Raw genomic sequence first — 12,129 nt, forward strand, 5'->3', positions numbered from 1 at the left:
TTAGCAACGATACATGGCCCGACCGCATTCAACACGCTACACGGTAACCGCCCTACTTCTGCTTGGCATCGCCGTGGTGATTCTGGTGTCGCTTGGGCAGTGGCAGTTGCGTCGCAGCGATGAGCGACGCGCCATTCTGGACGCTATCGAAGCGGGCCGCAAGCAAGCGCCGGTGATGCTGACGCCCGCCACCCCTTCTGACGACTTGACGCCTTGGCGCGTGGCTCAGGCCACGGGCGTGTGGCAGCCGCAATTCAGTGTACTGCTGGACAACCGCAACCACGAAGGGCGGCCGGGCTACTGGCTGGCCACGCCGCTGCTGCTGGATGGGTCTTCGCGTCAGGCCGTACTGGTGCTGCGCGGCTGGCTTCCCCGGATCATGCCCGGCCAGGGCGAACCCGCATTGCCGGCTACGCCGCAAGGCCCGCAGACCGTCACCGGCGAAATGGCTGAACGTGTGCCGCGCATGTTTGAATTGTGGTCGCTTGGTGGGCAGGATCAATCGGCCCTGCCCGCCACGCTGCCGGTCGTGGACGGCAAGGTGCCGCAGGTTCAAAACTTGCCGCTGGATGCTTATGCGCGTGCGACAGGGCTGAACTTGCTGCCCGTCGTGTTGGCCCAGAGCGGCCAGACCAGCCCGAACGCTCAGAGTGCTCAAAGCAGCCCGAACAGCCAGATCAGCCCGAACGCTCAGCCCAGCCAGACCGCTCAGCCCAGCCAGGCCGCTCAGCCCAGCCAGGCCGACGGCGACGGCCTGGTGCGCGACTGGCCCCAGCCGTCCGTGGATTTTCAAAAGAATACGTCTTACGCGATCCAGTGGTTCGCGTTCGGCTTGATTGCCGCCATCGCATGGCTGGTGGTGCTGGGGGGCGCCATCAAGCGCATGCGCCAGCGCGCGGGACAAGGCCCCAGGGCCTGAGCGCGCATCAATGAATGACTCTTCCAGGATATAACGTGGCTCGCGACATCTCATCCCACACACCCGCACGCAAGCGCTCGTTGATGCCCATGCTGCTGGTGTTCCTGTGTTCGCTGGCGCCCATCGTGGCCGCCTTCGTGGTGTACATGAACCCGCAATGGTGGCCGGACGAGTCCAGCAATTACGGCACGCTGGTGTCGCCGCAGCGGCCCATGCCCGCCGCCAACGAACTGAAGCTGACGACCTTGGACGGCAAGCCGTTCGACCTGCAAAGCTTGAAGGGCAAGTGGTTGCTGGTGGCGGCCGATGGCGCGGAATGCCCGGAAAGCTGCGCTCGCAAGCTCTACATTACGCGCAACACGCACGCCAGCCAGGGCAAGAACGTGGACCGCCTGGCCCGCGTCTGGTTCATTACCGACGACGCGCCAGTGCCGCAGAAAGTGCTGGACGCCTATCAAGGCACGGTCATGCTGCGCGTGAACCCGGACCAGCTCGCGCACTACCTTCTAGCCCGCGACACCGCCGCCGGGCAGCCGGGCTTGCAGGACCCGATCTGGGTGATCGACCCGCTGGGCAACCTGATGATGCAGTACCCTGCCCAGGCGGATGGCGTGAAGGTGCGCAAGGACATCAGCAAGCTGGTCTATAACTCGCGCATTGGTTAATTTTTGCCCGCGACAAGCACCCGTAGGGTGCGCAGCGTGGGGGCATTTTTTTCCGCCGGGCCGCCCCAAGGAAAAAAGCGGCCCCCTCGGGGGGCAGCAAGCACCCGTAGGGTGTGCGGCGTGGGGGCATTTTTTATGGTTGATATGGAACGCATCAAAGCGCGTTATCGCAAGCTCGTTTTCTTCACCTGGTTCCTGACGCTGGACCTGATCATGTTCGGCGCCTTCGTGCGCCTGACGGATTCCGGCTTGGGATGCCCGGATTGGCCCGGCTGCTACGGCAGCGTCACGCCCTTGGGCGCGCAGGGCGACATCCATCAAGCGTCGCAGGCTATGCCCTTCGGACCCGTGACGATGTCCAAGGCCTGGATCGAAATGATCCATCGCTACGTCGGCACCATCCTGGGCATGCTCATCATCGGCATCGTCTACATGGCATGGCGCTATCGCCGCGAACTGGGCCGCTCGCCCGCGCTGGCCGTGACGACGCTCGTCGCCGTGTGCGTGCAAGGCGCCTTCGGCGCGTGGACCGTCACGCACAAGCTGATGCCCGCCGTGGTGACGGCCCACCTGGTGTTCGGGCTGTCGGTGCTGGCGCTGATGACGTGGCTATCGGCCCGCGAACGTCCGCACCTGGCGATTGCCGCCGCGGCGGCGCGCTGGAAGCCCTGGGTGGCGGTGGGCTTTGGCCTGCTGCTGGTGCAGGTGACGCTGGGCGGCTGGGTCAGCACCAACTACGCCGCGTTGGCCTGCATGGACTTTCCCATGTGCCACGGCCAGTGGGTGCCCGACATGGACTTTCACGGCGGCTATTCGGTGATCCGAGGCCTGGGTGAACTGCCATCGGGCGAAATGATCTCGCAGCCCGCGCTGACCGCCATCCATTGGGTACATCGCAATTTTGCCTTTGTCGTATTCCTGTACCTGGGAACCTTGGCCTGGCGGCTGCGGGCCGAACCGGGCTTGCGCGGCCCGGCAACGTTGATGCTGGCCCTGCTGGCCGCGCAACTGTTCACCGGCCTGACGACCATCTTCTTCCAGTGGCCGCTCTTGATCGCGGTGCTGCACAACGGGGGCGCCGCCGGCCTGACCTTGGCCGCCGTGGTGCTGATGGTGCGATTGTCCACGGCGGGAAGCGCGCCGACCGGGGGCAGTGGCCCCAATTCGGTGCGCGTTTAAAATAGGGTCCACTATGACCAGTCTTGCCGCTCCTCCCTCCGGATTGCTCCGCCAATACTTCGTACTCACCAAGCCGCGCGTCACGCAGTTGGCGGTGTTTTGCGCGGTCATCGGCATGTTTCTCGCCGTTCCGGGTGTACCCGATATGCGCCGCGTGCTGTTTGGCACCATCGGCATCTGGCTGCTTGCCGCAGCCGCCTTCGCCATCAACTGCCTGATTGAACAGGAAGTGGACGCGCGCATGCTGCGCACCGCGCGGCGTGCCACCGCCCGAGGCACCATTTCGGCCTTCCAGGTGCTGAGCCTGTCGGGCCTGTTGGGCGGCGCGGGCATGTTTGTGCTGTACACGCTGGTGAACCCGCTGACCATGTGGCTGACCTTCGCCACGTTTGTGGGCTACGCCGTTATCTATACCGTCATCCTCAAGCCGCGCACGCCGCAGAACATCGTGATCGGCGGCTTGTCGGGCGCGATGCCGCCCGCGCTGGGCTGGGCCGCCGTGGCGGATTCCGTGCCCGCCGAGGCCTGGGTGCTGGTGTTGATCATCTTCATCTGGACGCCGCCGCACTTCTGGGCGCTGGCGCTGTACCGCAACCATGATTACGCCAAGGCCGGCCTGCCCATGCTGCCGGTCACGCACGGCAACCAGTTCACTCGCCTGCACATCCTGCTCTATAGCGTGGCGCTGGTGGCCACGACGCTCTTGCCCTACGCCATCCGCATGAGCGGTGCGCTGTATCTGTTGTCGGCACTGGTGCTGGGTGGCATGTTCCTGTCCTATGCCTGGCGTCTGTACCGCGCCTATAGCGACGAACTGGCGCGCAGCATGTTCCGCTTTTCCATTCTCTACCTGGCGTTGCTGTTCGGCGCCCTGCTGGTGGACCACTGGGTCGCCCTGCTGCACTGACCCCTGGAGGTTGTTTGATGTCCGTGTTTTCCGCCAGCCGCCGGCTGGGCCTGCGCCTTGCCGCAGCCGCCGCCGTCACTGTCCTTACCGCCACCCTAGCCGCTTGCGGCGAAAGCGCACCCACGTTCAAGGGCAGCGACATCAGCGGCACCCAGTTGGGGCGTGGCATGGAGCTGACCGACACCAACGGCAAGACCCGCCAGTTGTCCGACTTTGCCGGCAAGGTTGTGGTGGTGTTCTTTGGTTTCACGCAATGCCCGGACGTGTGCCCCACGTCCTTGGCGGAACTGACCGAAGTCATGAAGAAGCTGGGCCCGGACGCCGACCGCGTGCAGGTGCTGCTGATCACGGTGGACCCCGAGCGCGATACGCAAGAAGTGTTGAAGCAGTATGTGACCGCGTTCGATCCGCGTTTTCTGGGCCTGACCGGCACGCCGGAACAGATAAAGAAGGCCGCCGCGTCATTCAAGGCGTATTACGCCAAGGCGCCCACCAAGGACGGCAACTACACCATGGACCACACCGCCGCGTTCTACCTGCTGGATGGCAAGGGCGAATCGCGCGTGCTGGCCAACAACACGCTGGGCGTGGACGCGCTTACGCACGACATCAAGGCGCTGCTGAAAGACTAGCGGCTTAGTGCGTAAGAAGGATCAGCGGGCCTGAGTGCCCGCCGCAGCCCAGCCGGCCAACGCCGCCTGGGCTTTTTCATTCAGCTCGGCCACCGCGATGTCGTGTCGGTGCGTGATGATCATCAGGGCGTAGGGCGTTGCCAGCGCCGCGGCTTCAGGGCACAGGCGCGACTCGTCGCCGACCGACGGCGAGACGTTGCGCCAGTAGTTGATTGCCTGTTCGAGCTGGGGCAGGGAAATGGAATCCATGCGCTATTGTCCACGAATGGGCATGGCTGTCCACCGACGCCCCCGGCGTCTGCAACCCCTGCAAAGAAGCGTCACCATCGCAACATGCCGAAACCGCGCGCGGGTGCTATACCCATGCCGGTTAGTTACGATGGAGCATCGTTATGAATACATCCACCCGAATCCAGAACTCGCGCAGCGGCTTGCACCCCCTGGTCGCGGCCGCCGCCATCGCGGTCATCGTCATGTGCGCGGTGGGCGTGGCGGCGGTGATGGGCTGGCTGCCTTCGCCCTCGGCCAATCCGCATGCGGATACGCCCGTGGTCGAAGCGGGCCCCGAAGGCGCCAATCTGGCGCCCGCCCCGGGGGCACAGCCTGTCCCGCAACAAGCGCAACAGGCGCAGCAGGCCGCACCGCAGACCCAGCAGGCCCGTCCGGCATCGGCCTCGGCACCCCGCGCGGCGGCGCCCGCGCCAGCCAAGCAAGCATGCCAAAGCTGCGGGGTGGTGGAAACCATCCGCCAGGTGCAGGTTCCTGTGAAGGACAACAGCGACCACCTGGTCGGCACCATCGGCGGCGGCGTGGTCGGCGGCGTAGTGGGTAATCAATTTGGCGGAGGCAGCGGCAAGACGGCGCTGACCGTGCTGGGCGCGGTGGGCGGCGCTTTGGCAGGCCGTGAAGTTGAGCGTAATATCAGACAGCAACAAACGGTGACGCACTATGAGCTGACGGTTCGCATGAACGACGGCAGTGCGCGCCAGTTCCGCAGCGCGCAGCCCTTCGCCTTTGCCTCGGGCGATCATGTGCGCGTGGAAAACAACCAGCTGCTGCCGGGCTAAGCCAAGGCCGGTGGCGATCAGTCCATGGGGAGACCTGGCATGAGCGACCAATTCACGAACCCGTTTGTCCTTCCCGGCATGGGACAGAATTCCGATCTGTCGGGCAACCCCTTGCTGGCCAGCATGGAAATGATGCGTCAGGCCTGGGCCGGCCTGACCGGCCCGGGTGGCCTGGCCAGCAGCCTGCCCATGGCGCCGCCCATGAATCTTGAAGACCTGGACCGCCGTATCGCCGAGCTTCGTTCGGTGGAAAACTGGCTGCGCATGAACCTGTCCATGCTGTCATCCACCATCCAGGGCATGGAAGTGCAGCGTTCCACCATCAGCACCTTGCGTGCCTTTGTGGACAGCGCCGCCAGTATGGACATGAACGCCGTGCGCGATAGCGGCGCGGCCTCGCCGCTTGAAGTGGTGCTGGGCCTGAAGCCCGCGCCGAAGTCCGCCGCCAAACCGGCATCATCGGAAAGTGCCCGCGACGCCAAGCCGCAGGAATCTTCCGCTGGCGCAACGTCGGAATCGGATGCCGGTAAAGCGTCGGCCGCCGACTCGGCCGGGCCTGGCATGACCGAGCAAATGGGCGCCGCGGCGCAGTCGGCCTCCAAGGCGTGGTGGGACTTGCTGCAGCAGCAGTTCAACCAGATTGCGGCCGCCACCGCCGCGTCCATGCCGACCAACCCCGCCGAGCCGGGCGAGTCCGCCACGCCCAAATCCAAGGATTCCAAACCGGCAGCCAAGACCGAAGCCAAGGCTTCCAAGCCTGCCACCCGCAAGCCCGCGGCGCGCAAGACGGCAGCCAAGTCCGCGCCCCGGGCGTCCAAGAATAATGGGCCTGCCGACGGCAAGCCCTGAACTCCTTTCAATCGACCCGCATCGGCCGCAAGGCCGTTTGCGCCGTCTCTCAACCTATCAGAACTTATGCTTAATGTAGTGATCCTCGCCGCCGGACTGGGCAAACGCATGCAGTCCAACCTTCCCAAAGTCTTGCACACGCTGGCTGGCAAGCCCATGCTGGCTCATGTGCTGGACAGCGCGCGCCAGTTGAAGCCCGCGCGCATCATCGTTGTGGTGGGCCATGGCGCGGACCGCGTCAAAGAGGCTTTTGACGGCCAGGCGGACCTGCACTTCGTGTTGCAGCAACCGCAGCAAGGCACGGGCCACGCGGTGCAGCAGGCCGTGCCGTTGCTGCTGGAAGGCGATGGCAAGGACGACGTCACGCTGGTGCTGTACGGCGACGTGCCGCTGGTGCAGCCCGACACGCTGCAACGCCTGCTGGATGCGCGCGCCACGGGCGCTGCCGTGCTGACCGAAGTGCTGGACGATTCCACCGGCTATGGCCGCATCGTGCGCGATGACAAGGGCAACGTGTGCCGCATCGTCGAACACAAAGATGCGTCGGAAGCCGAACACGCCATCAAGGAAGTGAACACCGGCATCCTGACCGCCCCGACGGCCAAGCTGAAAGACTGGCTGACCCGCATCGACAACAAGAACGCGCAAGGCGAGTACTACCTGACCGACGTGGTCGGCCTGGCCGTGGTCGACAAGGTGCCCGTGGGCGCGGCGCAACCCGGCGCCGGCTGGGAAACGCTGGGCGTGAACAGCCGCGTGCAGCAAGCCGAACTGGAACGCCGCTGGCAGGGCGAACAGGCGCGCCGCCAGCTTGAAGCCGGCGTCACGCTGGCCGACCCCGCCCGCTTTGACGTGCGCGGCACGCTCACTTGCGGGCGCGACGTATTCATTGACGTGGGCTGCGTGTTCGAAGGCAAGGTCACGCTGGCTGACGGCGTGCGCGTGGGGCCGCACTGCGTGCTGCGCGACGTGACCGTGGGCGCGGGTACGCAGATCGAGGCATTCAGCCATTTGCAGCAAGCAGAAGTGGGCCAGGATGCGCGCGTGGGCCCGTATGCCCGCCTGCGCCCGGGCGCCGAATTGGGCGACCGCAGCCACGTCGGCAACTTCGTCGAAATCAAGAAGAGCGTGCTGGGCGCCGACAGCAAGGCCAACCACCTGGCCTACATCGGCGACGCCGACATTGGCCAGCGCGTGAACGTGGGCGCGGGCACCATCACCTGCAATTACGACGGCGTGAACAAGCACCGCACCGTCATCGAAGACGACGCTTTCATCGGGTCGGATACGCAATTGGTGGCGCCGGTGCGCGTGGGCCGGGGCGCAACCCTGGGCGCGGGCACCACCCTGACTCGCGACGCGCCGGCCGACAAGCTGACGGTGTCGCGCGCCAAGCAGATCACCGTTGAGGGTTGGCAGCGTCCCGCGAAGAAGTCGTGATGGCGGAGAGCGACGCCGCCAAGACCGCCTTACCTGACGGCCTGCCCGCGCCGCGCCGTTACTGGGCGGCTGCCACGGTCATGACAGGCATCAGCCTGTCGGTGCTGGACACCACGATCGCCAACGTGGCGCTGCCCACGATTTCCGTGGACCTCAACGCCTCGCCGGCGCAGGCGGTGTGGATCGTCAACGCCTACAACCTGGCGGTGGTGATGACGCTGCTGCCCTTGTCGGCGCTGGCCGAGCGCATCGGCTTTCGCCGCATGTTCACCTTTGGCCTGATCCTGTTCACGCTGGCTTCGCTGGGCTGTGCGCTGGCCGGCACCTTGTGGCAACTGACCGCCGCGCGCGTCTTCCAGGGTGTGGGGGCCGCCACGCTGATGTGCATGTTCGGCGGGCTGGTGCGCAATATCTATCCCCTGCACATGCTGGGCCGGGGCATCAGCATCAACGCCACCACGGTGGCCGTGATGTCGGTGCTGGGGCCCACCATCGGCTCCGCCATCCTGTCGGTGGCGCCGTGGCCCTGGATCTTTGCCGTCAACCTGCCCATCTGCGTGCTGGCCATGTTCGGCCTGCGCCATCTGCCCGAAGTGCCGCGCAACGATGTGAAGCTGGACTGGGTCAGCGTGGTGCTATGCATGGCGACGCTGGGCGTGTTCATTTCCGGCGTCGACATGATGGGCCAGGACCTGCTGCGCGGCATCGGCCTGGTGGCCATTGCATCGGTGGCGGGCTGGGTGCTGGTGCGCCGCGCCAGCAAGCAGCCGGCGCCCTTGGTGCCGGTGGACTTGCTGCGCATACGCCCGCTGGCGTTTGCCGTGGGCGCGTCCGCCTGCACGTTCGCCGCGCAGATGGCGTCGTATGTGTCCTTGCCGTTCTACTTCCAGCAGGTGCTGGGTCGGCCGTACCTGGAAGTGGGCTTGCTGATGGGCGCCTGGCCCGTGGGCACGGCGCTTATCGCCCCGCTGGCGGGTCGCCTGTCCGACCGCTATTCCGCCGCCACCTTGAGCGGCGTGGGGGCGGCGACCATGGTGGCCGGCATGCTGTGGCTGACCCTGTTGCCGGCCTCGGTATCGAATTGGCCCATCGTGGCCGGCATGTTCGTCGCGGGCGTGGGCTTTGGCTTCTTCCAGACGCCGAACAACCGCGCCATGCTGTCGGCCGCGCCGCGCGCCCGTAGCGGGGCGGCGGGCGGTTTGCAGGCCACCACCCGCGTGTTCGGGCAAAGCTTCGGCACCGCGCTGGTGGCCATCGCGTTCAGCATCAGCCTGGCGCACGGCCCCGGCCTGGCGCTGGTGCTGGGCACGATATGCGCCGCGTTGGCGGTGGTGGTGAACACGGTCCGGTTCAACAAATTACGCGCCTAGGGGCCGGCGCGCCCCTGGGCCCCGGCCGCTTCTATAATGGCGGCCGGCGTCTGGTTCCTCTTGCCAGGCGCGCAAGATTCCCTATTTTGAAGGCGTGCAGGCATGAAAATCACGGTCGTGGGTACCGGTTACGTGGGGTTGGTGTCGGGAGCGTGTCTGGCCGACATGGGCAACGACGTCATGTGTCTGGACGTGGACGCCGCAAAAATCGCCCTGCTGCTCCAAGGCGGCATCCCGATCTATGAGCCCGGCCTGGAAGACCTGGTCCGCCGCAACGTGCAGGCCGGCCGCCTGCATTTCACGGACGACGTGGCGCAAAGCGTGGCCTTTGGCGACGTGCAATTCATCGCCGTGGGCACGCCGCCCGGCGAAGACGGATCGGCCGACCTGAAGTACGTGCTGGCCGCCGCGCAGAACATCGCGCGCCACATGACGTCCCGCAAACTGATCGTGGACAAGTCCACCGTGCCCGTCGGCACCGCCGACAAGGTGCGCGCCGTGGTGCAGAAAGAACTGGCCGCGCGCGGCGTGGACATCCCGTTCAGCGTGGCGTCCAACCCCGAATTCCTGAAGGAAGGCGCGGCCATCAATGACTTCATGAGCCCGGACCGTGTCGTCGTGGGTGCCGACGACGACTACACCGTCGGCGTGATGCGCCGTATCTACGAACCGTTCCAGCGCACCCACGACCGCCTGATGGTGATGGACGTGCGCTCGGCCGAGCTGACCAAGTACGCCGCCAACGCCATGCTGGCCACGCGCATCTCGTTCATGAATGAAATGGCGAACCTGGCTGAAGCGCTGGGTGCCGACATTGAACAGGTGCGTCGCGGCATCGGCGCGGACCCTCGCATCGGCTACCACTTCCTGTACCCCGGAGCGGGCTACGGCGGCTCGTGCTTTCCCAAGGACGTGCAGGCGCTGGTGAACACCGCCGCCGAAAATTCGCTGCCCATGCGCGTCATCGAAGCGGCCGAGGCCGCCAACCACGCCCAGAAATTCCGCCTGTCCGAAAAGCTTGTCGCGCGCTACGGCAACGACCTGCGCGGCCGCAAGATTGCGCTGTGGGGCCTGTCGTTCAAGCCGAACACCGACGACATGCGCGAAGCCCCCAGCCTGACGGTCATTGCCGAACTGACGCGCCGTGGCGCCGACGTGCGCGCCTACGACCCCGTGGCCATGCATGAAGCGGCGCGCGTGCTGGTCGGCCAGCCCGGCATCAGCTTCGCCACCGACATGTACGACGCGCTGGACGGCGCCGATGCGCTGTTGATCGCCACCGAATGGAAAGTCTTCCGCGCGCCCGACTTCGACCGCGTGAAGGCCCTGCTGAAAACGCCCTTGATCATCGATGGCCGCAACCTGTACACGCCGGCTGACGTACGCGCCCTGGGCTTCGAGTATTCCGGCATCGGACGCGCATGAAGATCCTGCAACTGAACTTCGAGAAGGGCTGGCGCGGCGGCGAACGGCAGACGCTGTATTGCATGCGCGCCTTCCGCAAGGCGGGCCATGACGTCGAAGTGATGTGCCGGGAAGGCGCGCCGCTGGCCGAGCGCGCGCGCCAGGAAGGGTTTGTTGCTCACACCTGCCGCAACGTGCCGGGGCAACTGGCTTTTCTGGCGGGCGCGGGCCGCTATGACATCATCCACGCGCAAACGGCCAACACCATTACCTGGGCCGTGCTGACCAAATGGCTGCATCGCCGCCCCGTGGTGTTCTCGCGCCGCACCTCATTCGTGGTGAAGCCGGGCGACGAATGGAAGACCGGTTTCAAGTGGCGCCACGCCAACTTGTTTGTGGCCATCAGCGAAATGGCCGCGGGCGAACCGCGCCGCCTGGGCATTGAACCCGTCATCATCCGCAGCGCGGTTGAACCCCACGCCATCAACGCCGACAACGTCGCCAAGCTGGTGCAGGAATTCGACCTCGCCGGCAAGAAGGTCATGGCCACGTCCGCCGCGCTGATCCGCGACAAAGACCCCGTGACCCTGGTGCGCGCCGTGGGCGAACTGGCCAAGACACGGCGCGACTTCATCTTCCTGCACTTCGGCGCGGGCGGCGATCGCGAGCAGCAGGCCAAGGACGAAGCGCGCCGCCAGGGTATTGAAGACGTCTACCGCTTCGCGGGCTTTCGCAAAGGCGTCGAAGACTTCTACAGCATCCTCGACGTGTTCGTCATGAGCTCAGAAGAAGAAGCGCTAGGCAGCAGCGTGCTGGACGCCTTCTTGCAGCATGTGCCGGTGGTCTCCACCGACGCGGGCGGCCTGAAGGAAAGCCTGGCCGATGGTCGCGGCGTGCTGGTGGCCGTGGGCGACCATCAAGCCATGGCAGCCGGCATGGCCCGCTGCCTGGACGACGCGGCATTCCGCAAAGACGTCACGGAACGCGCGTACGAATACGTGAAGAGCGAACACGACGTGCAGAAGATGGGAAATCGGTATCTGGCGCAGTTCGAGCGGTTGCTGGGGCGGGCTTAGGTTGGTGGGGGGGCTGGGTGGCCGCAACAGCGCCGCTGCATGATGGGTTCCGCGCGATGGGGCATTGGGGTTCTTGCCTGTGTCCGCGCGCGCTTCACCCATCCTACGGGTTTCGGTGCCTTGTTCACCCCCGCACATCAATCCTGGTTTCGAACTTGGCGCGGTGTACCGAAAAGAATGTGCGCACGTTGCGCACGTTGGCTTGGGCGGTGAACGCGCGGTGTACCAGCGCGTGGTAGGCGGGCATGTCTTTTACCTGGGCGATCACCACGAAATCCGGTCCTGGCGACACGCGGTAGCACTGCAGCACCGCCGGTTCGGTCAGCATGCTTTGTTCGAACGCATCCAGGCTTTCGGCCGCTTGCACGTCAAGCGTGATCTCCACGATCGCCGTCAACGTGCTGCCCAGTTTTTCAGCGGCAAGTATCGCGACCTGCCTTTCGATGACCCCTTCGTCCACCAGGCGCCGAACGCGGCGCAGGCAGGTGGGGGGCGACGCATGCACCCGCGCCGCCAGATCCTGGTTGGTCAGCGAGTTGTCCGCTTGTAGCTGCTCAAGAATGCGCAGATCCAAATCGTCCAGTTCAGGCGGGGAAAATGGCGTGTTTTGCATGATTAATT

Annotated in this window: 13 protein-coding genes; 11 read left to right on the forward strand and 2 right to left on the reverse strand. The window is 65.5% G+C overall.

Annotated features, from left to right (window positions below; all coding sequences use genetic code 11):
• The first annotated feature begins 13 nt into the window (after positions 1–13).
• The 5 genes from M2361_RS26030 to M2361_RS26050 all read left to right on the forward strand — a co-directional run bounded on the left by M2361_RS26030 (position 14) and on the right by M2361_RS26050 (position 4,302).
• The gene (locus M2361_RS26030; RefSeq protein WP_259252689.1) at positions 14–919 is read left to right on the forward strand and encodes an SURF1 family protein; all 906 of its coding nucleotides are present in this window, start codon (positions 14–16) and stop codon (positions 917–919) included.
• An 83-nt stretch (positions 920–1,002) separates the two neighbouring features.
• Entirely contained in the window at positions 1,003–1,584 is a 582-nt protein-coding gene (locus M2361_RS26035; protein ID WP_050448194.1) for a hypothetical protein, read from the forward strand.
• 144 nt (positions 1,585–1,728) lie between these two features.
• On the forward strand, positions 1,729–2,763 hold the full coding sequence (locus M2361_RS26040) for a heme A synthase (RefSeq protein WP_259252690.1): 1,035 nt from the start codon (positions 1,729–1,731) through the stop codon (positions 2,761–2,763).
• 13 nt (positions 2,764–2,776) lie between these two features.
• On the forward strand, positions 2,777–3,670 hold the full coding sequence (gene cyoE / locus M2361_RS26045; RefSeq protein WP_259252691.1) for a heme o synthase: 894 nt from the start codon (positions 2,777–2,779) through the stop codon (positions 3,668–3,670).
• A gap of 17 nt (positions 3,671–3,687) precedes the next feature.
• A complete protein-coding gene (locus tag M2361_RS26050) occupies positions 3,688–4,302 on the forward strand; it encodes an SCO family protein (RefSeq protein WP_259252692.1) in 615 nt (204 codons plus the stop codon).
• A gap of 21 nt (positions 4,303–4,323) precedes the next feature.
• Here the strand turns inward: M2361_RS26050 and M2361_RS26055 are convergent, their stop codons facing one another.
• Positions 4,324–4,551 carry a DUF3717 domain-containing protein gene (locus M2361_RS26055; protein ID WP_100853499.1) on the reverse strand — a complete coding sequence of 76 codons (228 nt, stop codon included), beginning with the start codon at positions 4,549–4,551 and terminating at the stop codon, positions 4,324–4,326.
• 143 nt (positions 4,552–4,694) lie between these two features.
• On the opposite strand from M2361_RS26055, the gene M2361_RS26060 reads away from it, so the two are divergent.
• The 6 genes from M2361_RS26060 to M2361_RS26085 all read left to right on the forward strand — a co-directional run bounded on the left by M2361_RS26060 (position 4,695) and on the right by M2361_RS26085 (position 11,508).
• Positions 4,695–5,369: a glycine zipper 2TM domain-containing protein gene (locus tag M2361_RS26060; protein ID WP_259252693.1), complete on the forward strand. Its 675-nt coding sequence runs from the start codon at positions 4,695–4,697 to the stop codon at positions 5,367–5,369.
• Positions 5,370–5,408: 39 nt separating this feature from the next.
• The gene (locus tag M2361_RS26065) at positions 5,409–6,218 is read left to right on the forward strand and encodes a PhaM family polyhydroxyalkanoate granule multifunctional regulatory protein (RefSeq protein WP_259252694.1); all 810 of its coding nucleotides are present in this window, start codon (positions 5,409–5,411) and stop codon (positions 6,216–6,218) included.
• A gap of 66 nt (positions 6,219–6,284) precedes the next feature.
• On the forward strand, positions 6,285–7,658 hold the full coding sequence (gene glmU, locus M2361_RS26070; RefSeq protein ID WP_259252695.1) for a bifunctional UDP-N-acetylglucosamine diphosphorylase/glucosamine-1-phosphate N-acetyltransferase GlmU: 1,374 nt from the start codon (positions 6,285–6,287) through the stop codon (positions 7,656–7,658).
• Entirely contained in the window at positions 7,658–9,028 is a 1,371-nt protein-coding gene (locus M2361_RS26075) for an MFS transporter (RefSeq protein WP_259252696.1), read from the forward strand. The genes glmU and M2361_RS26075 overlap by 1 nt, the downstream gene beginning before the upstream one ends.
• A 102-nt stretch (positions 9,029–9,130) precedes the next feature.
• Positions 9,131–10,453: a UDP-glucose/GDP-mannose dehydrogenase family protein gene (locus M2361_RS26080; RefSeq protein ID WP_259252697.1), complete on the forward strand. Its 1,323-nt coding sequence runs from the start codon at positions 9,131–9,133 to the stop codon at positions 10,451–10,453.
• Entirely contained in the window at positions 10,450–11,508 is a 1,059-nt protein-coding gene (locus tag M2361_RS26085) for a glycosyltransferase family 4 protein (RefSeq protein ID WP_259252698.1), read from the forward strand. Before M2361_RS26080 ends, M2361_RS26085 begins: the two co-directional genes overlap by 4 nt.
• 124 nt (positions 11,509–11,632) lie before the next feature.
• Here the strand turns inward: M2361_RS26085 and M2361_RS26090 are convergent, their stop codons facing one another.
• The gene (locus M2361_RS26090) at positions 11,633–12,121 is read right to left on the reverse strand and encodes an Lrp/AsnC family transcriptional regulator (protein WP_259252699.1); all 489 of its coding nucleotides are present in this window, start codon (positions 12,119–12,121) and stop codon (positions 11,633–11,635) included.
• Positions 12,122–12,129 lie beyond the last annotated feature (8 nt).

Origin of the sequence: Achromobacter sp. JUb104 (genome assembly GCF_024806975.1) — a bacterium.
Taxonomy (GTDB): Bacteria; Pseudomonadota; Gammaproteobacteria; order Burkholderiales; family Burkholderiaceae_B; genus Achromobacter; species Achromobacter spanius.